Genomic DNA, 20,376 nt, shown 5'->3' on the forward strand with positions numbered 1-20,376 from the left:
CATCAGGATCAGAACAGCTCGACGGTGCCGGCGCCCATGCTCTGCTGGGCGACGGGCTTGTGCGGCGGGCGTTCCCATTCGCTGCGCAGCTCGCGCAGGCGATTGCCGGTGCGCTGCAGGGCGCTGGCGATCTCTTCGTCGAACACGCCGCCATTGCGGTGCAGCAGCTCCTGCAGGGCCACCGCTTCGCGGTTGATGGCGGTCAGGCGGTCCAGATGGGTGTGCACGCCGCCCAAGGCCTGGGTGGCGATGTCTTCGAACTGCAGGGCGCGCACGGCTTCGGCCACGCTGCCATCGATCGCACGGGCGCACTCGGACACTTCGCGCATGCCGTCGCCCAGCGAGGCATTGATCTGCGCGACGTTGTCGAGCATTGCCGCCGCTTCCTGGCGCGCTTCGCGGGAGCGGTCCATGTCACGCGAGGCCATGTGCGAGACCGTCTCGCGCACCTTGGCAATGGCGTCCTTGGAGCTGTGCGCCAGCTTGCGGATCTGCTCGTTGAAGGTGGTCGAGCGCTCGGACAGGTTGCGGACCTCGTCGGCGACCACGGCGAAGCCACGACCGGCTTCACCGGCACGCGCCGCTTCGATGGCGGCATTCAGCGCCAGCAGGTTGGTCTGGTCGGCGATCGACTTGACGTCTTCCAGCAGCGCGAAGATGCCATCCAGGTGCTGCGCCATCTGGTCGATGTGCTGCACGGTGGTGCTGCTCTGGCCGCTCACCTGTTCCAGCGCTTCCACCAGCTGTTCCATGCGGTGGCTGGCGTGCTGGGCGAAACGGGCAACGTCGAGGCCGGCATTGCCTTCATCGCCGGCGCGGTCGACGATGCGCGACAGCGCCTGGCTCTGCTGGCGCGACTTGCGGTTCATCGCATCGAAGCTGCCACCGAGGCTGGAGACCGCCTGGCGGATCAGGTCGCGGGCGCGTTCCACTTCACCACGCGAACCGTCGATTTCGTTGCCGACGAAGTTGCGCAGTTCGGTCAGCAGCTGGTCCTGCTCACGCAGGACACGGGCATGTTCCGGGGAACGATGCGCCTGGGCGCGGGTGGTCCACCACGCGAAGCCGAGCCAGCTCAGCGTCATCGTGGTCAGGATCGCCCAGCGCAGGGCGGCCGGCCATTCGAAACCGATGGCGAAGGGGAGCAGCAGGGTCAGAGCCAGGGGGGCGGCCAGACGGATGAAAATGCGTGAGTACATGGACGTTCTCGGGAGGTGCACGGAGGATGTATCGGCCGTACCCCCTTTCTCTTTAACGTCGATGTGCCTCGAAGTGCATTCTGAATGCGCCGGTTTTCCGGCGCCCTGGCGGCCTCGGGGTCAGAGCCCTTTCCGTGCCGGAAAGGGATCCGACCCCTTGGGCAGGCAGCAACGGGGTCGGATCCCTTTTCCATGGAAAAGGGCTCTGACCCCACACCCTCAGGCCAGCAGGCGGTCCACGGCCTCGATCATGGCCTTTCGCCCGAACAGGAAGTCCCAGTAGCTGCCGCCCAGCTGCCGCCATAGCACCGCCGCGCGCACCGCGGCCAGCAGCAGGGCTCGGATCTCCGCCACCACGCCGGCCTGGCCCAGGTAGTGCGGGTTGCCCTGCACCATCACCCGCGGCTTGAGGTGGCTGATGGTGTCCGCATACAGGCTGCCCAGGCTGGCCAGCACATCCGGGTGGCCGCTGTCGCCCAGTTCGGTGGCCTGGCGCCGGGCACGCTCGATGCCCGAAGCAACCTTGTTCACGGTGGCGCCATCCTGAACGAAGCGGCGCTCCAGCTGCAGCACCGACAGCGCCAGCTTCGGCAGGATCGGATCCTGGCCCTGGTTGCGGAAGTAGTTGTGCAACAGGCGCAGCCCGGCCTTCAGTGCATGGCGGTCACCGAACACCGCCTGCGGCGAGGACGCATCGACGCGGAACACGCTGTCCACGGCGGTGCGCACGGCGGCGGCGTCGGAATGGCCGGTATCGGCGATGCGGCGTACCTGCTGCAGGGCCTGGGCAATGCCGGCCAAGGCCAGGACGCGGTCGTCGACAGTGAAACTCATGCAGCGATTACCTCAAAAGGGGAGGGGGTGGTGCGCAGGCGCTGTTCCAGCGGCGCATCGGTGGCGGCGATCACCGCGCCACCCAGGCACACATCACCGTCATACAGCACCAGCGATTGACCGGGGGTAACGGCACGCTGCGGGCGCGCGAAGGTGACCAGCACGCTGCCATCGTCCAGCACGTCGACCGTACACGGCTCATCGGGCTGGCGGTAGCGGGTCTGGGCGGTGCATTCGAAGCGCCGCGCGGGTGGCGAGCCCGCGATCCAATGCGCCGCCTCCGATCGCAGGCGCTCGGACAGCATCCATGGGCTGTCGCGGTCCTGGTCGACGTACAGCACGTTGCTGGCCACATCCTTGCCGACCACGTACCACGGGGCGGCCGGGCGGCCGCGTACGCCGCCGATGTTCAGGCCCTCGCGCTGGCCCAGGGTGAAATAGAACACGCCCGGATGTTCGGCGATCACACTGCCGTCGGACGGGTCGAGGATCTGGCCGGGCCTGGCCGGCAGGTAGCGGCCGAGGAACTCGCGGAAGTCGCGCTCGCCGATGAAGCAGATGCCGGTGGAGTCCTTCTTGGCGTGGGTCGGCAGTCCGACGTCGCGCGCAATCCGTCGCAGGTCGGTCTTCTCGAGGTCGCCGATCGGGAACAGGGTGGCCCCCAGTTGCTCCTGGCCCAGCTGGTGCAGGAAGTAGCTCTGGTCCTTGGAGCGGTCGGCGCCGCGCAGCAGCAGCCACTGGTGGCCACGCTGGGTCACCCGCGCGTAGTGGCCGGTGGCGATGCGCTCGGCGCCCAGCTCGCGGGCGGCATCCAGGAAATGCTTGAACTTCACCTCGCGGTTGCACAGCACGTCCGGGTTCGGCGTGCGGCCAGCGGCGTATTCGGCCAGGAAGTGCTCGAACACGCCCTGCCAGTACTCGCTGGAAAAGTCCCGGAAGTGGAACGGGATACCGAGCAGGCCGCATACGGCGACCGCATCGCGGCGGTCATCCTCGGCGCGGCAGTCACCGCTGCCGTCGTCGGCCCAATTCTGCATGAACAGGCCGGCCACGGCCTCGCCCTGCTGGACCAGGCGCCACGCGGCGACCGAAGAGTCGACACCACCAGAGACGCCCACCATCACGCGCGGCGTGCTCATGTGACCTCCCGGACCAGCGAAAGCGGATGGCGCTGGCCACCCAGGTAATCCGCCACCACCTGCCAGACCAGCGGGCTGCGCTGGCGCTCGCCGGCGGCCTGCAGCTCGGCAGGGGTCAGCCACAACGCGCGGTCGATGCCGGCATCCAGCGGTTGGGCCGGGTCGTGCGAGAGCGGGCGCGCTGCGTAGCAGAAGCGCAGGAAGGCGGTGCCGTCGCCGGCAGTCCACTGGTAGCAGCCGATGAAATGGGTCAGCTGCACGGTCCAGCCGGTTTCCTCCCGGGTCTCGCGCAGGGCTGCCTCGGCCAGGCTTTCGCCTTGCTCGAGGTGGCCGGCCGGCTGGTTCAGCACCTGGCGGCCTTCAATGGTCTCTTCGACCAGCAGCACGCGGCCGCCATCGACCACCACCGTGGCGACGGTGGCGTGCGGTGCCCAGCGCGGGTCCGGCGTGGCGTTCAACTCAGAACTCGTCCTTCTTGGTCAGCTCCAGCTCCATCGCGTCGGCGGTGCGGATGGCCGCATCGATGGCGTCGCTGAGCTGGTCCGGGGTGGCATCGGCGTCGATCTTGACCACGAACATGGCGGTGGTGTCCTGCTTTACCCAGCCCCCCATCTTGGCGTCCTGCGAATCCTCCAGCAGCCGGTTGGCCACGGCCACCGGGAACTGCTTGGTCTTGGCGTTGTAGGCCGGCGACCAGATCTCGCGGATGTTGTGGCTGCCGAAATCCTCCACCGCCGAGCGCACGTAGACCATCTGGGTGCGGTCACCCTCGACGTCGAAGACCATGCGGTAGTCGCCATCCTCGTCGACCTCGTAGGTATAGCCCAGCTTGTCCAGGTGGCGGGCCACGGACTTGTCGGCGCTGGTTGCGGCAGTGGCAGAGCCGGCAGCGGCAAGCGCGATCAGCAGGGCGGGAAGAAGGGTCCTTTTCATGAAGATCCTGTGAAACAGTGTTGGGAGAGGGTGCAATTGTGACGGCGGGCGTGCGTGCCGTCCAATCTGCGGCGGGCCGACGCAGGCCTGCCCTAGCCCTTATAATGGATGGATGCCCCATGAGTCCTCCCCCGATTCCCAGCACGAGCACGGCGTTGCCGTGGAGCCCGCGCGCCCGGAAGTGGCGCCGCCGCCGTTCTACCAGGTGATGCTGCTCAACGACGACTACACCCCGATGGATTTCGTGGTGGATGTGCTGCAGCAGTTCTTCAGCATGGACCTGGACAAGGCCACCCAGGTGATGCTGCACGTTCATACCCGCGGCCGCGGCGTCTGCGGTGTCTTCACCCGCGAAGTGGCCGAGACCAAGGTTGCCCAGGTCAACGAGTACTCGCGGATGAACCAGCACCCGCTGCTGTGCACGATGGAAAAGGCCTGACCGGCCTTTTGTAGAGCCGAGCCCATGCTCGGCTGCTGTTCGCGCGGGTATCCAGATCGCTGGCAGAGCAGCCGAGCGCAGGCTCGGCTCTACAGCCGGATCACGCTTCCGCCAGCGCCTGCAACGCCATCCTCGCGACCGATTCGTCCACATCCGCTGGGTCGCCATCATCGCGGAACCACACCGCCGACAGCCCTGCGCTGGCAGCGACCCAACGCAGCAGGCGGGTGCGCTCGAGGCCGGCCAGCGCGGTCACCTGTTCTACGCGCGCGGCAAACCGCTCGGGCCGGGTGGCCACATGGATGCCGGGACCGCACAGGTCCGGATTGCTGAACATCGTCGTGTAATCGAACGCACGGTCGCCCAGCAGCCGCTTCGGATCGATCGCCAGCCAGCCGCGCGCACCAAAATCCAGCACGTTGTCATGGTGCAGGTCGCCGTGCAGCGGCCGGATCTCCTGTTCTTCCTGCAACACCCCTTCTGCCAGTGATCTGCACTGTTCCAGCAGTGGCGGCAGCGCGGCCCTTGGCTGCAGCAGGTCGGCGAACCATCTACGCAGGCAGACCAGGTCTGCTGGCGGCGCGCTCCGTGGCCGGTGCAGCCGCTGCAGGACCTGGCACAGGATCGTGGTGCAGGCGTCATCGGCGCCATCGATCGAGCGTTGCCGCAGCGACTGACCGCTGGCGCGCTCGATCAGGATCGCCGGCCCCTCGTGGGCCAGCAGCCGGGCAGCGCCATCGCCGTCCCACCAGCGCAGCAGGCGATGGCTGTTCTGCTCCTCGGTTTCGTCGGCGATCTTCAGCATCGCCGGGGCGCCGGTGGCGGTCAGCACCGGCCAGAGCCGGGCGTGAGGTGTTTCGATGGCCGGGCCATCACGCCGCAATCGCCAGCGGCTCAGGTAGGGTTCGCTCATGCTGGGCGGGCTGTCCTGGAGTGAATCAAGATCAAGCGATCTGCACTGCTAACGCCATCTGAACGCAGCAATCCGCTAGGGTGATGGAAATCGCGTAGTCAGGCCGCATATTGTCCCCATCTGCCGCCGGAGTAATCCATGTTCAGCAAAGACCTCGAACACACCATCGGCCAGTGCTACAAGCGCGCCCGTGAGGCCCGGCATGAGTTCATGACGGTCGAACACCTGCTGTTGGCACTGCTCGACAACCCGTCCGCCCAGGCCGTACTGAAGGCCTGTGGTGCCGACGCCGAACGCCTGCGCCAGGAGCTGGAGCAGGCCATCGAGGCCTCGGTGTCCCGCCTGGCCGAAGACGACGGCCGTGACACCCAGCCGACCCTGGGCTTCCAGCGGGTGCTGCAGCGGGCCGTGTACCACGTGCAGTCCTCGGGCAAGAAGGAGGTCACCGGCGCCAACGTGCTGGTCGCCATCTTCGGCGAAAAGGACTCCCACGCCGTCTACTACCTCAACCAGCAGGATGTCACCCGGCTGGATGTGGTCAATTACCTGTCCCACGGCATCGCCAAGCTGGGCGAGGAAGGCGAGCAGCCGTCCTCTTCCTCCGAGGGTGAGGGCCGCATGGAAGGCGGGGAGGGCGAGCCGAAGGGCGATGCCCTGACCGAATTCGCCAGCAACCTCAACGAACAGGCCCGGTCCGGCCGCATCGATCCGCTGGTCGGTCGTGGCGATGAGATCGAGCGCACCATCCAGGTCCTGTGCCGCCGCCGCAAGAACAACCCGCTGTACGTGGGCGAGGCTGGCGTGGGCAAGACCGCCATCGCCGAGGGCCTGGCCCGCCGCATCGTCGAGGGCTCGGTACCCGACGTGCTGGCCGACGCGGTGATCTACTCGCTCGACCTGGGCGCGCTGGTGGCCGGCACCAAGTACCGCGGCGACTTCGAGAAGCGGCTGAAGGGTGTGTTGACCGCGCTGAAGAAGGTGCCCAACGCAGTGCTGTTCATCGACGAGATCCACACCATCATCGGCGCCGGCTCGGCGTCGGGTGGCACCATGGATGCGTCCAACCTGATCAAGCCGGCGCTGGCCTCCGGCGAGCTGCGCTGCATCGGCTCGACCACCTTCCAGGAATACCGCGGCATCTTCGAGAAGGACCGGGCGCTGGCCCGCCGCTTCCAGAAGATCGATATCGTCGAGCCCACCGTGGGCGAGACCTACGAGATCCTGCAGGGCCTGAAGTCCAAGTACGAGCTGCACCACAGCGTGACCTATTCGGATGAAGCGCTGCAGGCGGCGGTGGACCTGTCGGTGAAGCACATCGGCGACCGCCTGCTGCCGGACAAGGCCATCGACGTGATCGACGAGGCCGGTGCCCGCCAGCGCCTGCTGCCGGAAGGGCAGCGCAAGGAGCTGATCGACGTCGAGGAAGTGGAGGCGATCGTGGCCAAGATGGCGCGCATCCCGACCAAGCAGGTCAGTGCCACCGACAAGGATGTGCTGCAGCACCTGGAGCGCAACCTGAAGATGGTGATCTTCGGGCAGGATCCGGCCATCGAGACGCTGTCCTCGGCAATCAAGCTGGCCCGCTCGGGCCTGGGCAACCCGGAGAAGCCGATCGGCAACTTCCTGTTCGCCGGCCCGACCGGTGTCGGCAAGACCGAGGTGACCAAGCAGCTGGCGCTGCAGCTGGGCATCGAGCTGGTCCGCTTCGACATGTCCGAGTACATGGAGCCGCATTCGATCAGCCGCCTGATCGGTGCGCCTCCGGGCTATGTGGGCTTCGACCAGGGCGGCCTGCTGACCGAGAAGATCGTCAAGACGCCGCACTGCGTGCTGCTGCTGGACGAGATCGAGAAGGCGCACCCGGACATCTTCAACATCCTGTTGCAGGTGATGGACCGCGGCGTGCTGACCGATACCAACGGTCGTGAAGCCAACTTCAAGAACGTGGTGCTGGTGATGACCACCAATGCCGGCGCGGCGCAGGCCTCGCGGCGTTCGATCGGTTTCACCAAGCAGGACCATGCCACCGACGCGATGGAGACCATCCGCCGCAGCTTCACCCCGGAATTCCGCAACCGCCTCGACGCGGTGGTGCAGTTCCAGGCGCTGGGCTTCGAGCACATCCTGCGCGTGGTCGACAAGTTCCTGATCGAGCTGGAGATGCTGCTGCAGGACAAGCATGTCAGCCTGTCGGCCACGCCGACCGCGCGCGACTGGCTGGCCCACCACGGCTTCGACCCGCTGATGGGTGCGCGCCCGATGGCCCGCGTGATCCAGGACAGGATCAAGCGTCCGCTGGCCGACGAGCTGCTGTTCGGCAAGCTGGTCAACGGCGGCAAGGTGAGCATCGATGTGCGTGACGACGAACTGGTGGTCGAGACCCAGGCCGAACCGGAGCGCTTGCTGCCGGTCACGGTGGAATGAGCTGACCTCCGTCCGGTTTCGGCGGACCTGACATGACAAGGGCGGCTTCGGCCGCCCTTGTTGTGCTGGGCCTGTCGCCTGCGGCCTTGCTGGAAGGGTGCGAACGCATCAATGCTGTTTCGTGAGCGCGATGGGGATTACTTCATTTGTATCGCGCAACGATACGGGATACAGTGATGATCATCGGCTTTCGCCACAAAGGCCTCGAGCGGCTCTACCGCTCCGGTAGCAGCAGCGGGATCCGACACAGTCACACCAGCAGGGTATTGATGATCCTGTCGATCCTGGATGTGGCATCGGGTCCCGAGGATCTCGCCATGCCTGGATTGCGCCCACACAAGCTGCGGGGCGACCTGCGGGGGCATTGGTCTGTGTGGGTCAATGGCAACTGGCGGATCACCTTTCGTTTCACCGGTGGCGATGTGGAGCTGCTGGACTACCTGGACTATCACTGAGGTTGCGCATGATTCATCACCACCCACATCCAGGGCAGACGATCAAGGCGATGGTCTTCGATCCGATGGATCTCTCGGTGACCGAAGCGGCCGAGCGCTTGGCTATGTCGCGGGTGGCATTGTCGCGGGTGTTGAACGGCAAGGCGGGCATCAGTCCTGATCTGGCCATCCGCCTGGAAATGGCCGGGGTCAGTACGGCGGCTTTCTGGATGGGGCTGCAATCCAATTACGACCTTTGGCTGGCGCGGCAGCACGAGCAGCCGCGGGTGCTGCCACTGGTTGCGCCTGTGCGGTGACACCCCTCCTGACAAGGGCGGCTTCGGCCGCCCTTGTCGTACGCGACGTCAGCGGCTGCGCTGGCGGGCCTTCTTCTTGAAGGTTGCCTCGTCGACTGGCTCGATCTGCGACACGATGCAGCGACTGGAATCGGTGAGCAGCTGGCTGCGGCCGGCAGCGCACAGCAGGCCCTGCTGGCCGTCCGTGGCGAAGCTCAGTTTCCGCGAGTAGCCTGCCGCCGAGCAGTCGTCCTGGAAATGCACGACGTAATGGTCCTGGCCATTGCGCAGCAGGATGTTGCGCGAGGCGCCGGCGCGCACCAGTTGCTGGTCGCCGCCCAGTTGGATGCAGTCAGCGGCGTTCGCCGCAGTGGAGGTATCGGCGGCGCGTGCAGGCAGCGCGCTGGCGGACGCGACGAGGGCGATGAGCAGGGCGGTCAGCGAGGGCATGTTCATGGCGGGGCAGGGGATGGCGATCCGGACTGGATCGGGTCCCACGATGCCGCCACGGATGCAGATGCGAATCTGCCGCAAGCAGGGCTGACCGACGTCACGGTGAGTTCGGTCACGATGACCTCCGGCAGGGCCGGATGGCAGGCATGACAAAAGGCCAGCAACCAGGGCTGGCCTTGTCGACGTGGCGCTGCGCGCCGACCGCTTACTTCATGCGGTAGGTGATACGACCCTTGGTCAGGTCGTACGGGGTCATTTCAACCTTGACCCGGTCACCGGTGAGGATGCGGATGTAGTTCTTGCGCATGCGGCCGGAGATGTGGGCGATGATTTCGTGCCCATTTTCCAGGCGAACGCGGAAAGTGGTGTTCGGCAGCGTCTCGCTGACGGTGCCCTCGAACTCGATGGAATCGTCTTTCGACATGTAGTCCTGTGCGGTTCAGAAAACGGCCACGCTGGGCCTAAGGCGCGGTATTTTACGCGTGACCGGCCCAGCTTGCAAAGTTTGCGTTAACCGCCGGCCAAACGCTGGGCTGGCAAGCGTCCGACGGCCTGTGTCCACGGGCCTTCACGGCTGTCACGGCGCACGGCCTGGCGCACGTGCTGCAGGAATTCCGCGCGCGCCAGGTGTCCGGCGCCCATCCGCAGCAGGTGCGGATTTTCCACCTGGGCGTCGATCAGCTCCCAGCCCCAGCCGTGAAGTGTGGACGCCAGTGCCGCCAGCGCGATCTTGGAACCACCGCTGGCGCCACTGAACATGCTCTCGCCGAAAAATACGGTACCGATCGCCACACCGTAGATGCCCCCGACCAGCGTCTGCCGGTCCCAGACCTCGAACGAGTGGGCAAAGCCGAGGTCGTGCAGCTGGCTGTAGGCCTCGATCATGGCCGGGCTGATCCAGGTGCCGTCCTGGCCGGGCCGAGGTGCCGCCGCGCAGGCGCGCATCACCCGGCTGAAGGCGGTGTCGGCGGTGACCTCCCACGTGCTGCCGCGCAACTGGCGGCGGAAGCGGCTGGACAGGTGCACGCCATCGGTGCGGAACACCATGCGCGGGTCAGGCGACCACCACAGGATCGGCTCGCCCTCGCTGAACCACGGAAAGATGCCGCCCGCATACGCGTTGAGCAGGCGCGCTGGGTGCAGGTCGCCACCCACCGCGAGCAGGCCGTCGGGCTGGCGCAGGGCGGTCTCGGCCGGGGGAAAGGGCGCGTCCGGCGCATCGGCCAGGCGCCAGGGCAGCTGGCGGGTCATGCCGGCATTGTATTCGCCGTGGTGACGGCTGATGTCTGCCGCCATGACTATCCACTGACGACCGGCCCCGCATGAGCGCGTGGCTCGCCTGTCGGCTTCGCTTCTTTTTGGGATTTGTTGCATTCCCCTGAACGGTAGTGCCAGTCACCCTGTGGGCTCATCTTTCAAGTGCGGACTACCGTGAGAACTACTGACACCGTGCAAGAACTGCTTGAGATGGCCGGAATGTCGACTGGCTCAGATAAAGCCATGGTTGCGATGCTGGATCTCTATGAGCGTGATCCTGCCGCCGTCTCGACACTGCTCATCTTGGCGATGAAGGCTCCTGTGGAGAGGAACGGGATGCTTAGGGCTGCGGCTGAGCTGCTGCCGGATGACAGTGCCGCAGAGGTTTGCCGGTTTGCCTGGACTGAGTTCAAGAACGGTAGCCGCCACTGGCTGGTGGCCGGGATTGCGGTGGAGGCGGCCTATCGTGTCCCCGGATTGCTTCATGATGACTGGGATGCCGTCCTTTGCCTGTCGGCCCATGAGCCAATAGAAGGTCCATTCTGGTGGGAACTGCCGATTGAGGTCGGCCGGAGATGGATTCAGGAGGCAAGAGGGGCGTCGACGTCTGCTGCTGGTTTGCCAGGATTACCGCTGGAGATGAGTGGGGTCGTGGAGTTCCAGGACGCCGCGCGTGACCTATCCGGTTCACGGGATGAGCCGTGGGCGGCAAATGAAAGGGAGGGGTTGTCTGGTCTCGAGCTGGGCACGGGACGCGCGCTGCATGGAGGACGTGGTCTCCACCTGCGTTTCAGTGCGAAGCATCAGCGCTTGCAGCTGGCAGAATCCACAAGGGTCGAGCGCCGCCTCCAGCGTCTACATCCCACCTGGAAGGATGGGAATGCGCAGGCAACTGGGCATATGGGCGGTCGCCTGGGGGGGCGATGTGGAATATGCAACTCCCCGTTGCAGCGCTTGCTGGAACTGGAGCTGGCGTTGATCGGTCCGTGCACCCTCTCGAAGGTGACGCTCGGCATATGTCTGGACTGCCCTGACAATGGAGAGTCTGGCTGGTGCCACGGAGATCCCGTGTATTTCCGCCACGATACACAGGGCCTTCCCAGCGCCCATGAATCGCAGGTATTCGATCCGCGGGCATGTCCTGAAACGTCAACCAACCTGATTGAGGCGGAGGTCGATCTGGTCGAGCTTCCGGGGCGGTTCTGGCAACCGCCGAGTTATGTGGGTGGCTTGCAGAATTACAGCCGAGTGGGCGGATTGCCATCCTGGATCCAGAGCGGATTTTATCTGTCCTGTCCCGATTGTTGCCGCACGATGTTCTTTGTCATGCAGCTTGATTCCCACATTCCATTGGACGATGGCTCCCTAATGCAGTGGATGAATGGAGGCATGCTCTACACGTTCTGGTGCGACCAGTGCAGGATCAGCGGGCACTACAGCCAGTACAGCTGAACCAGTCGAGCCAACTCGGCACTACGGCCCTGCGCGGAACGGCCCATGCTCCTGCAGCGCCTGCTGGTAGCGCCGCACATCCCGTCGCTCCTGCCGGCACCAGTCCTGCAGCGCTTCGGCGAAGTCCGCGTCCGCCACCCAGTGCCGGCTGCGTACCAGCGTCGGCAGGAAGCCACGCGCCAGCTTGTGCTCGCCCTGAGCGCCGGGCTCGAAACGGCTCAGGCCTTCGCGCAGGCAGTACTCGATGCCTTGGTAGTAACAGGCCTCGAAATGCAGGCCGGGCAGGGTAGCGCCACCCCAGTAGCGGCCGTACAGCGTGTCGCCACCGCGCAGGCACAGCGCGCCGGCAATCGGCTCGCCGTCCTGTTCGGCCAGGAACAGCACCAGTCCGCGCCCCAATGAAATGGCCAGATGGCGCAGGAAGGCCTCGGTCAGCGCCGGGGCATTGCCGTATTCGAGGAAGGTCTGTAGGTAGAAGCGGTACATCGCCTGCAGGTCGGCGCGGCTGGCGTCGTCGCCGTGCACCACGCGGAAGCTGATGCTCTGGCGGGCGACCTTGGCCCGTTCCTGGCGGATGTTCTTGCGGTGCTTGTGGTTCATCGCGCCGAGGAACTGGTCGAATGTCGCCCAGTCACCCGGGTTCTGCCACTGGAACTGCACGTCCTCGCGCAGCAGCCAGTCATCGCCGAACAGCGCTTCGTCCGCTGCGGTGTGGAAGTTGATATGGGCCGATGACACCTCCAGTGCCGGCAGTGCATCGCGCAACGCCGACAGCAGCGTAGTGCGCTCTGAATCGTGACGGGCCAGCAGGCGCGGCCCGGTGACCGGCGAGTACGGCACCGCGCCCAGCCACTTCGGGTAGTAGTCGCGGCCATGGCGGGCATAGGCATTGGCCCAGGCGTGATCGAACACGAATTCGCCGTGGGAGTTGGTCTTCAGGTAGCCCGGAATTGCGCCGATCAGGCGCTCGCCCTCCCACAGCGTGAAGTGCCGGGGTTGCCAGCCCCAGTCCTCGCGCAGGCAGCCGTGCTGTTCCAGGCCTGAAAGGAAGGCGTGGCTGATAAACGGATTCTGGCCGTCGTGCAGGGCATCCCAGTCGGTGGCGGGAATGGACTGAAGGGAGTGGAGGAAGCGGGTGGAGGGCATGGTTGGCAAGGATAGGACAGGTGGATCGCGAACGGTGCTGGCGGGGCTGGGTTGGTTTGTTTCGGTTGGAGGTGAGGAAAATCTGAATTCTCCATCCGTGTGCGCTGTGTTGCGGAATCGCCGTCGCGCGGCTGGGCAGGGTGGCGGGACGCCGCATGAGCGGCGTGTGTCCCACCACATGGAGGAATCAACAATGAAGGGATTGAAGCTTGCAACTGCCGCGGTCGCGTGCGGCCTGATCTTTGTGCCGCCCGTGTTGGCTTCTGGAGATCAGCCGGCGAAAGTGCTTGAGGATGCAGGTGCTTACGCGGAGGCGGTTGCGCTGTTGGAGCGTGAAGCTTCGAACCAGCTGACGCGTCATTTGCAGGAGAGGGGTGAACTGCGACAAATCAGCGTCAGCATCCGTCTGGATGTGAAGGCAAGATCGATGGTGATCAGCTTTGGGCCTGGATACCTTCCCGGCCCGGATCGCGGTTATGACGAGCTCTTCCTGATTCCGATGGCGTCTACGTTGAGGTACTACGCCGAGAAGTCGGGACTGGATGTGAATGATATTGACTTCCTGTTTGACGGAAAAACCCTTGAGGAATACTACCCCGAGGATCTGGCCGTTCCGCCGAAGACGAACGAGAAGTCGACGCATACATCAGCTTTGGTGTCAGCAAGCCATGGCTACATCAGCTTGCATCCCAGCAGAGAATGGAAGTTTCAGCGCCCAGCGCCTCTCGGCATTCAGGAAGACACGCTGAGTCCACTGTTTGGTGACGAACTGCAAGGATTGATCGAACAACGTAGCGGTTTGACTGTGCACCGGGCACGCAGCCGCTCCACGGAACTCCATCCGGAGTCCGGGAAGCCATGGGAGCACATGTCATCCCGCTACCACCTCAAGGCGCTTTTCCCCGAACGCACCGACATGTGGAATGAGTTTCCGAACAGCCCAGAGTCTGCTCGCGAAAAGGAAGAGGACATACGGGCTCGCCCCAACTACGCAAACCATCTGGGTGTGGATGTGATGCTGAGCCTGCACACCAATGGCAGCGATTCAGCCAGTCTGCGTGGAACCGAGGTCTACTATCATCAGGACAAACCGCAGGACAAGGCGCTGGCGGATAGCATTCTCTGTGGGATGCGTGAAATCATCCGAGCGCAACCGGGCTATCGGGATTTCCCGATTCGCGAGAGTTCGACCTCGGCCAGGCACGGCGAGAACCGCATCGGGAAGATGCCCTCGGTGATCATCGAAACCGCCTACCACTCCAATCCTGACGATGTGGCCGCCTTGCAGGACCCCGTCTTCCGCTCGGCGTCGATGAAAGGGGTGGAGAAGGGCTATCGCCTGTGGGCAACGGGAAAGTCGTGTGAGCCGCTGTCCGGGCAGCCGATCGCAGATGTCGACGTTCCATCCGGCGACTCGCGCGAGGTGGACGTGGCGTTTGCGGGCCATCCGCAATTCCCGATCAGCCTGATCACCCGCAATACGCTGTGCCCATCAGGGTGGAGCTGCAGCGGACGGACGGTGGTCATCGATTCGCCTGACCAGCCCAGCAGGATGCAACTCAGCTGCGGTCGCGACAGCGTGGGGACGCTCGGCTGGGAGACGCACGTGTTGGATGCGGACGGGGTCAAGTCGCAGCCCGTGCCTCACACCGTTCGTTGTGTTGCCGATGCGGGCGGCCCTGATCGAAATGGCTTGCCTGAGAATACGGCTGCCGCAGGGATGTAACGAGAAAGGCCGACGCTTTCGCGTCGGCCTTTTGCCTGAGTCGAGCATCGCTCGATTCTACAGAAGCAGGTTCGCTTCTCAGCTCGCCTTGCCCTGCGCGTCCAGGTAGCGCTCGGCGTCCAAGGCAGCCATGCAGCCGAAGCCGGCCGAGGTGATCGCTTGGCGGTAGTGCTGGTCGGCCACGTCGCCGGCGGCGAACACGCCTTCCACCGAGGTCTGGGTAGCGTTGCCGCCCAGGCCCGAACGGATTTCCAGATAGCCGTTGTTCATCGCCAGCTGGCCGTCGAACAGGGTGGTGTTCGGATGATGGCCGATGGCCACGAAGAAGCCGTGGGCGTCGATGTCGCGGGTGCTGCCGTCCAGGGTGGACTTCACGCGCACGCCGGTCACGCCGGCATCGTTGCCCAGCACTTCCTCCACCTGGTGGTGCCAGACGGTCTCGATCTTGCCTTCGGCGACCTTCCTGAACAGCTTGTCCTGCATGATCTTCTCCGCCTTCAGGGTGTCGCGGCGGTGGACCAGGTAGACCTTGCGGGCGATGTTGGACAGGTACAGCGCCTCTTCCACGGCGGTGTTGCCGCCACCGACCACGACCACGTCCTGGTCGCGGTAGAAGAAGCCGTCACAGGTGGCGCAGGCGGAGACGCCGCGGCCCTTGAAGGTCTCTTCGGTCGGGATGCCCAGGTATTTGGCGGTGGCGCCAGTGGCGATGATCAGCGCGTCGCAGGTGTACTCGTGACTGTCGCCGATCAGCTTGAACGGGCGCTGCGACAGGTCGGCGGTGTGGATATGGTCGAAGATGACCTCGGTCTCGAAGCGCTCGGCGTGGGCCTGCATGCGCGCCATCAGGTCCGGGCCCATCAGGCCGTGGGCGTCACCCGGCCAGTTGTCCACCTCGGTGGTGGTCATCAGCTGGCCACCCTGCTGCAGGCCGGTGATGACGACCGGCTTCAGGTTGGCACGGGCGGCGTAGACGGCGGCGGTCCAGCCGGCCGGTCCGGAACCGAGGATGACGAGGCGCTGGTGGCGGGAGGGCAGGCTGGTGCTCATGTAGACTCGCGAAAAGGTAGATGGGACAAGGCGCTGGCGATGTTTGCGCAGCATCCTCGGCAGGTCATAGAGTGGCGGCTGGGGCAGGGCGATTCAAGCCGATGAACAGAACGCCGTCATCCAGCGGTGGTTCCGGCCCTGTCCGGGCCCGGTCAGAAGTCGCATAACTGAAAACTGACGCCGTCTCATTTATTATCAATCACTAACAGCGCATTCCAAAGGTATGGTCTAAGGTGGCGAAGCAGGTCCCCGAACGCTCCAAGTCCGACGACAGCAAGGCGTCACGTCGCACGGCCGCGGCGGCGACGACCGACAATCCACGCCGCCAGCGCCTCTGGCGCGATCTGGGCCTGATCGCCATCGCGCCGGCCCTGCTCTATCTGGCGGCCAGTCTGTTCACCTATTCGGCAACCGATCCGGGCTGGTCGCACACCGGCAGCGTGGTCGCGCCGGTGCACAACCTGGGCGGCCGCGCCGGCGCCTGGATCGCCGACGTGCTGCTGCAGCTGTTTGGCTACATCGCCTTCCTGCTGCCGGTGGTGCTCGGCGCGCTGGCCTGGATCGCCATGTTCGGCCTCAAGCGCGAGAGCAAGGGCGAGAACGACCTGGATCCGGCACTGCGCCTGGTCGGTCTGGTCGGTTTCCTGATCGCCGGCACCGGCTTCCTGCACGTGCGCCTGTTCAGTGGCGACGTCGCCAGTGCCGGCGGCATCCTCGGCAAGCTGGTCGGCAACTCGCTCACGGTGGGCTTCGGCGCGCTGGGGGCGAACCTGTTCGTGCTGGTGCTGCTGCTTGCATCGATCACCCTGGCCACCGGGCTGTCCTGGTTCACGGTGATGGAGAAGATCGGTCGCGGCGTGATGTCGCTGGCGCCGTTGCTGGAACGCAAGAAGGAAGAAGTCACCGAGTGGAAGCAGACCCGGGTGATGCGCGAGGAACGCCAGGAAGTGCGCAAGGCCGACGCCGAGGTGCGCGCCAAGCGCGAGCCGGTGAAGATCGAGCCGCGCCCGGAGCCGGTGATCGAGAAGAGTGATCGGGCCAAGCGCGATACCCAGATTCCGATGTTCCGTGGCGTCAATGGCGATGGTTCCGACCTGCCGCCGCTGGCGCTGCTGGATGATCCCAAGCCGCAGCCGAAGGGCTACGACGAAGAGACGCTGGAGACCCTGTCGCGGCAGATCGAGTTCAAGCTGAAGGACTTCCGCATCGATGCGCAGGTGGTCGGCGCCAACCCTGGCCCGGTCATCACCCGCTTCGAGATCGAGCCGGCACCGGGCATCAAGGTCAGCCAGATCAGTTCGCTGGACAAGGACATCGCGCGTGGCCTGTCGGTGAAGTCGGTGCGCGTGGTCGACGTCATTCCGGGCAAGTCGGTGATCGGCCTGGAAATTCCCAACGTCACCCGCGAGATGATCTTCCTGTCCGAGCTGCTGCGCTCGAAGGAATATGACAAGTCGGCCAGCGTGCTGACCCTGGCGCTGGGCAAGGACATCGCCGGCCGCCCGACCGTGGCCGATCTGGCGCGCATGCCGCACCTGCTGGTGGCCGGTACGACCGGTTCGGGCAAGTCGGTGGCGGTCAACGCGATGGTGCTGAGCCTGCTGTTCAAGGCCTCGCCGAAAGACCTGCGGATGCTGATGATCGACCCGAAGATGCTCGAGCTGAGCGTCTATCAGGGCATTCCGCACCTGCTGGCGCCGGTGGTCACCGACATGAAGGAGGCGGCCAACGGCCTGCGCTGGTGCGTGGCCGAGATGGAGCGCCGCTACAAGCTGATGAGCGCGGTGGGCGTGCGCAACCTGGCTGGCTTCAACAAGAAGGTGAAGGAAGCCCAGGACGCCGGCCAGCCGCTGATGGACCCGCTGTTCAAGCCGAACCCCGAGCTGGGCGAGGCGCCGCGTCCGCTGGAAACGCTGCCGTTCATCGTCATCTTCATCGACGAATTCGCCGACATGATGATGATCGTCGGCAAGAAGGTGGAAGAGCTGATCGCGCGCCTGGCGCAGAAGGCGCGTGCGGCCGGCATCCACCTGATCCTGGCCACGCAGCGCCCGTCGGTGGACGTGATCACCGGCCTGATCAAGGCCAACATCCCGACCCGTATCGCCTTCCAGGTCAGCTCCAAGATCGACTCGCGCACCATCCTCGACCAGTCCGGCGCGGAAACCCTTCTCGGCCACGGCGACATGCTGTACCTGCCGCCGGGCACCGCGCTGCCCGAGCGTGTGCACGGTGCGTTCGTGTCCGACGATGAAGTGCATCGCGTGGTCGAGCACCTCAAGGCGATGGGCCCGGCCGACTATGTCGACGGCGTGCTGGACGAAGTGCAGACGATGGGCGACGGCGTGGTCGTCGGCGCCACCGGCCTGCCCGAGAACAGCGCTGCTGGCGACGAGTCCGACCCGTTGTATGACGAAGCGCTGCGGGTGGTCACCGAGACCCGTCGTGCATCGATTTCCGGCGTGCAGCGCCGGCTGAAGATCGGCTACAACCGTGCAGCGCGACTGATCGAGGCCATGGAAGCGGCCGGCGTGGTCAGTCCGCCCGAGCACAACGGCGACCGCACGGTGCTCGCACCGCCACCGCCGAAGTAAGACCCGACGTATCCCCCACGACGTCCAAGGAACCGACGCATGCTTCACCCCGTACCAAGCGCGCTGGCGCTGGCGCTGGCAGCCCTGATGGCTGCCGGCCCGGCACTGGCAGAAACCGCCACCTCCGCGCCCGCCACGGCGCCGCCATCCACCAGCGGCGATACCGAAGCCAGCAATAATTTCAGCATTGTCCGTTACCGCGCCGACTACCAGGTGCGGCCCGATGCGGGCAATGTGCAGACCGAAACCTATGAAGTCCTGCTCAAGACCAAGGCCTCCGTCGAGCAGTTCAGCCAGGTGCGGCTGAGCTACAGCGAGAAGATGGAAACGCTGGAAGTGCTCGGTGCCTACACCATCACTGCCGACGGCCAGCGCCGCGACGTGCCGGCCGACCGTATCTACACGCAAGAGAGCTACTCCAGTGCTTCGGCGGCGATGTATGCCGACCGCAAGGTGCGGGTGATCGTGTTCCCGAACCTGGCCCCGGGCACGCGCCTGTACTACCAGGTGCGCCGCACCCAGGCTACGCCGTACTTCCCGGGCTATTTCGGCCTGTGGGAGACCTTCAACGTCTTCACCGAGTACGAGGACGCCGAGGTCACCCTGAGTGCGCCGGCCAACCTGCCGATGTTCGTCGACAGCCGCGGCGTGCAGGGCAGTGACCGGCCGACAGTGAAGAATGGCCAGGCGCAATGGCGCTGGCGCTACCAGCGCCGCGAGGCGATGCCGGCGCAGAACTGGTCGGCGGCGGGCTGGGAGTTCGGCCCGAATATCATGGCCAGCACGTATCGTGACTGGTCGCAGATGGGGCGCGCCTACCAGCTCAAGGCGGGCCCGGCGGCGCAGGTCACGCCGGAACTGCAGGCGCTGGCAGACGAAATCACGACGGGCATCAGCGACCGTCGCGAGCAGGCTGATGCGCTGTACCGCTGGGTGGCGCAGAACATCCGCTATGTGGCGGTGTACCTGGGCAATGGTGGCCTGGAACCGAACAGCGCGCAGAGCATCCTCGACAACCACTACGGCGACTGCAAAGATCACGTGACGATCCTCGAGGCGCTGCTGGCGGCCAAGGGCATCGCCAGTTCGCCGGTGCTGATCGGTGCGGGCGGCGGCCCGACGCTGCCGAAGATTCCGGTGCTGGGCCGCTTCAACCACGCCATCACCTACATCCCCGAATTCGATCTGTACCTCGATTCGACCACCGCGTGGGCGCGCTTCGGCCAGCTGCCGGAGGGTGACCTGGGCGCGCCGGTGATGCGCACCCGCGACGCCACGCTGGCACGCACCCCGGCCAACACGCCGGAGCGCAACGCCACCTCGATGGAAGTGCGCTTCACCTTCGACGCCAACGGCAACCTGCGCGGCGAGACGATCCCGAAGCTGGGCGAGAACGCCGAGATCGGCATGCGCGCCCAGTTCTCCCAGCTCAATGCGCAGAACCGTGCGCGCGCTGAAGAGCAGATCATGGCCGCCTCCGGTTTCGACGGGCGAGGGCAGCTGCAGATCCAGGGTGTGCCGGTCGACCTGACCCGGCCGTTCGGCTACCGCATGGCGTTCCAGGCCGAGGATTACGCCGACTTCAGCGTGGCCGGCGGCATGGCCGTGCCGGACCCGCCGGGTGGCGAGTCGGTGCGTGGCTTGTACGCCACCGCCTCGGCGCCGGCCAACGAGACGCCGTTCTACTGCAATGCCAGCCTGCGCGAGGAGACCTACCGCCTGCAGTTCCCGGCCAACGCGCCGATCATCGCCATCCCGGCCAGCCAGCGATTCGCCAACGCCGCCGGCGAGTACCGCGTGGACTGGAGCCGCGAAGGGCAGGAGGTGATCGTGCACCACCGGTTGCAGCAGAATGCGGTGCGCGGCCCGGAGGCATTGTGCCAGCCGCGGGATTATCCGGCGTTCCGCGCGCTGTATCGCGAAGTGCGGCGCGGCTTCCGTGGCCAGGTGCTGTACGGCAAGCTGCCGGCATCCGGCGGCTGAATCGCCGATGGACGTTCAGGGCGGCATAATGTCGCCCTGATCGCCCATTCATCTTTCCCCGGGCACACTGGCAACCACCTTTCCTGGCGCCCGCGCCCACAGGA

19 protein-coding genes are annotated in these 20,376 nt (G+C 65.5%); 8 read left to right on the plus strand and 11 right to left on the minus strand.

The features are described 5' to 3' along the window. Window positions 1-8 precede the first annotated feature (8 nt). The 5 genes from AC5P66_RS08500 to AC5P66_RS08520 form a co-directional block, all read right to left on the minus strand. Window positions 9-1,199, minus strand: coding sequence for a methyl-accepting chemotaxis protein (locus tag AC5P66_RS08500; RefSeq protein ID WP_014647075.1), 1,191 nt, complete (start codon window positions 1,197-1,199; stop codon window positions 9-11). Window positions 1,200-1,418: 219 nt separating this feature from the next. Then, complete coding sequence (gene hflD / locus AC5P66_RS08505; protein WP_099495663.1) at window positions 1,419-2,033, minus strand: high frequency lysogenization protein HflD; 615 nt, start codon at window positions 2,031-2,033, stop codon at window positions 1,419-1,421. Further along, window positions 2,030-3,172 (minus strand): tRNA 2-thiouridine(34) synthase MnmA, encoded by a 1,143-nt coding sequence (gene mnmA / locus AC5P66_RS08510; RefSeq protein ID WP_049412374.1) that lies wholly within the window; start codon window positions 3,170-3,172, stop codon window positions 2,030-2,032. The genes hflD and mnmA overlap by 4 nt, the downstream gene beginning before the upstream one ends. Next, a complete protein-coding gene (locus AC5P66_RS08515; protein WP_099495662.1) occupies window positions 3,169-3,630 on the minus strand; it encodes an NUDIX hydrolase in 462 nt (153 codons plus the stop codon). The genes mnmA and AC5P66_RS08515 overlap by 4 nt, the downstream gene beginning before the upstream one ends. A 1-nt stretch (window position 3,631) precedes the next feature. Then, on the minus strand, window positions 3,632-4,105 hold the full coding sequence (locus AC5P66_RS08520; protein ID WP_005416476.1) for a hypothetical protein: 474 nt from the start codon (window positions 4,103-4,105) through the stop codon (window positions 3,632-3,634). Between the two features lie 112 nt (window positions 4,106-4,217). Here AC5P66_RS08520 and clpS point away from each other — a divergent pair, with 112 nt between their 5' ends. Next, window positions 4,218-4,544, plus strand: a complete 327-nt coding sequence (clpS, locus tag AC5P66_RS08525) for an ATP-dependent Clp protease adapter ClpS (RefSeq protein WP_005416477.1) — start codon at window positions 4,218-4,220, stop codon at window positions 4,542-4,544. Window positions 4,545-4,644: 100 nt separating this feature from the next. On the opposite strand, the gene AC5P66_RS08530 is transcribed toward clpS, so the two are convergent. Further along, on the minus strand, window positions 4,645-5,457 hold the full coding sequence (locus AC5P66_RS08530; protein ID WP_099495661.1) for an APH(6) family putative aminoglycoside O-phosphotransferase: 813 nt from the start codon (window positions 5,455-5,457) through the stop codon (window positions 4,645-4,647). Between the two features lie 138 nt (window positions 5,458-5,595). On the opposite strand from AC5P66_RS08530, the gene clpA reads away from it, so the two are divergent. The 3 genes from clpA to AC5P66_RS08545 all read left to right on the plus strand — a co-directional run bounded on the left by clpA (window position 5,596) and on the right by AC5P66_RS08545 (window position 8,632). After that, window positions 5,596-7,881, plus strand: a complete 2,286-nt coding sequence (gene clpA / locus AC5P66_RS08535; protein WP_049439660.1) for an ATP-dependent Clp protease ATP-binding subunit ClpA — start codon at window positions 5,596-5,598, stop codon at window positions 7,879-7,881. A 176-nt stretch (window positions 7,882-8,057) separates the two neighbouring features. After that, complete coding sequence (locus AC5P66_RS08540) at window positions 8,058-8,336, plus strand: type II toxin-antitoxin system RelE/ParE family toxin (RefSeq protein WP_099485393.1); 279 nt, start codon at window positions 8,058-8,060, stop codon at window positions 8,334-8,336. 8 nt (window positions 8,337-8,344) lie between these two features. Then, window positions 8,345-8,632: a HigA family addiction module antitoxin gene (locus AC5P66_RS08545; protein ID WP_049412360.1), complete on the plus strand. Its 288-nt coding sequence runs from the start codon at window positions 8,345-8,347 to the stop codon at window positions 8,630-8,632. Window positions 8,633-8,680: 48 nt separating this feature from the next. Here AC5P66_RS08545 and AC5P66_RS08550 read toward each other — a convergent pair whose 3' ends face one another. The 3 genes from AC5P66_RS08550 to aat all read right to left on the minus strand — a co-directional run bounded on the left by AC5P66_RS08550 (window position 8,681) and on the right by aat (window position 10,315). Then, on the minus strand, window positions 8,681-9,067 hold the full coding sequence (locus tag AC5P66_RS08550) for a hypothetical protein (RefSeq protein ID WP_099485394.1): 387 nt from the start codon (window positions 9,065-9,067) through the stop codon (window positions 8,681-8,683). Between the two features lie 202 nt (window positions 9,068-9,269). Next, a complete protein-coding gene (gene infA, locus AC5P66_RS08555; RefSeq protein ID WP_005409596.1) occupies window positions 9,270-9,488 on the minus strand; it encodes a translation initiation factor IF-1 in 219 nt (72 codons plus the stop codon). An 86-nt stretch (window positions 9,489-9,574) separates the two neighbouring features. Then, window positions 9,575-10,315 carry a leucyl/phenylalanyl-tRNA--protein transferase gene (gene aat / locus AC5P66_RS08560; RefSeq protein WP_049439656.1) on the minus strand — a complete coding sequence of 247 codons (741 nt, stop codon included), beginning with the start codon at window positions 10,313-10,315 and terminating at the stop codon, window positions 9,575-9,577. A gap of 180 nt (window positions 10,316-10,495) precedes the next feature. On the opposite strand from aat, the gene AC5P66_RS08565 reads away from it, so the two are divergent. Continuing rightward, window positions 10,496-11,773 carry a hypothetical protein gene (locus AC5P66_RS08565; protein WP_241896242.1) on the plus strand — a complete coding sequence of 426 codons (1,278 nt, stop codon included), beginning with the start codon at window positions 10,496-10,498 and terminating at the stop codon, window positions 11,771-11,773. A gap of 21 nt (window positions 11,774-11,794) precedes the next feature. Here AC5P66_RS08565 and AC5P66_RS08570 read toward each other — a convergent pair whose 3' ends face one another. Beyond that, the gene (locus AC5P66_RS08570; RefSeq protein WP_099495657.1) at window positions 11,795-12,919 is read right to left on the minus strand and encodes a GNAT family N-acetyltransferase; all 1,125 of its coding nucleotides are present in this window, start codon (window positions 12,917-12,919) and stop codon (window positions 11,795-11,797) included. Between the two features lie 193 nt (window positions 12,920-13,112). Between AC5P66_RS08570 and AC5P66_RS08575 the strand changes: the two genes are divergently transcribed. Next, window positions 13,113-14,645, plus strand: coding sequence for an N-acetylmuramoyl-L-alanine amidase family protein (locus AC5P66_RS08575; protein ID WP_080354746.1), 1,533 nt, complete (start codon window positions 13,113-13,115; stop codon window positions 14,643-14,645). A gap of 78 nt (window positions 14,646-14,723) precedes the next feature. Here the strand turns inward: AC5P66_RS08575 and trxB are convergent, their stop codons facing one another. Beyond that, window positions 14,724-15,695, minus strand: coding sequence for a thioredoxin-disulfide reductase (gene trxB, locus AC5P66_RS08580; protein ID WP_005416486.1), 972 nt, complete (start codon window positions 15,693-15,695; stop codon window positions 14,724-14,726). Between the two features lie 233 nt (window positions 15,696-15,928). Between trxB and AC5P66_RS08585 the strand changes: the two genes are divergently transcribed. Together AC5P66_RS08585 and AC5P66_RS08590 are read left to right on the plus strand one after the other, a co-directional pair. After that, window positions 15,929-18,289, plus strand: coding sequence for a DNA translocase FtsK (locus tag AC5P66_RS08585; protein ID WP_049412804.1), 2,361 nt, complete (start codon window positions 15,929-15,931; stop codon window positions 18,287-18,289). Window positions 18,290-18,328: 39 nt separating this feature from the next. Then, window positions 18,329-20,272 (plus strand): DUF3857 domain-containing protein, encoded by a 1,944-nt coding sequence (locus AC5P66_RS08590; RefSeq protein WP_099495656.1) that lies wholly within the window; start codon window positions 18,329-18,331, stop codon window positions 20,270-20,272. Window positions 20,273-20,376 lie beyond the last annotated feature (104 nt).

This window comes from Stenotrophomonas sp. YJH_SMC_122 (assembly GCF_059369535.1).

Coding starts and splice junctions, on each gene's coding strand:
- AC5P66_RS08500 (WP_014647075.1), bottom strand. CDS start 1,199: ATGTACTCACGCATTTTCATCCGTCTGGCCGCCCCCCTGGCTCTGACC.
- hflD (WP_099495663.1), bottom strand. CDS start 2,033: ATGAGTTTCACTGTCGACGACCGCGTCCTGGCCTTGGCCGGCATTGCC.
- mnmA (WP_049412374.1), bottom strand. CDS start 3,172: ATGAGCACGCCGCGCGTGATGGTGGGCGTCTCTGGTGGTGTCGACTCT.
- AC5P66_RS08520 (WP_005416476.1), bottom strand. CDS start 4,105: ATGAAAAGGACCCTTCTTCCCGCCCTGCTGATCGCGCTTGCCGCTGCC.
- clpS (WP_005416477.1), top strand. CDS start 4,218: ATGCCCCATGAGTCCTCCCCCGATTCCCAGCACGAGCACGGCGTTGCC.
- AC5P66_RS08530 (WP_099495661.1), bottom strand. CDS start 5,457: ATGAGCGAACCCTACCTGAGCCGCTGGCGATTGCGGCGTGATGGCCCG.
- clpA (WP_049439660.1), top strand. CDS start 5,596: ATGTTCAGCAAAGACCTCGAACACACCATCGGCCAGTGCTACAAGCGC.
- AC5P66_RS08540 (WP_099485393.1), top strand. CDS start 8,058: ATGATCATCGGCTTTCGCCACAAAGGCCTCGAGCGGCTCTACCGCTCC.
- AC5P66_RS08545 (WP_049412360.1), top strand. CDS start 8,345: ATGATTCATCACCACCCACATCCAGGGCAGACGATCAAGGCGATGGTC.
- AC5P66_RS08550 (WP_099485394.1), bottom strand. CDS start 9,067: ATGAACATGCCCTCGCTGACCGCCCTGCTCATCGCCCTCGTCGCGTCC.
- infA (WP_005409596.1), bottom strand. CDS start 9,488: ATGTCGAAAGACGATTCCATCGAGTTCGAGGGCACCGTCAGCGAGACG.
- aat (WP_049439656.1), bottom strand. CDS start 10,315: ATGACCCGCCAGCTGCCCTGGCGCCTGGCCGATGCGCCGGACGCGCCC.
- AC5P66_RS08570 (WP_099495657.1), bottom strand. CDS start 12,919: ATGCCCTCCACCCGCTTCCTCCACTCCCTTCAGTCCATTCCCGCCACC.
- AC5P66_RS08575 (WP_080354746.1), top strand. CDS start 13,113: ATGAAGGGATTGAAGCTTGCAACTGCCGCGGTCGCGTGCGGCCTGATC.
- trxB (WP_005416486.1), bottom strand. CDS start 15,695: ATGAGCACCAGCCTGCCCTCCCGCCACCAGCGCCTCGTCATCCTCGGT.
- AC5P66_RS08590 (WP_099495656.1), top strand. CDS start 18,329: ATGCTTCACCCCGTACCAAGCGCGCTGGCGCTGGCGCTGGCAGCCCTG.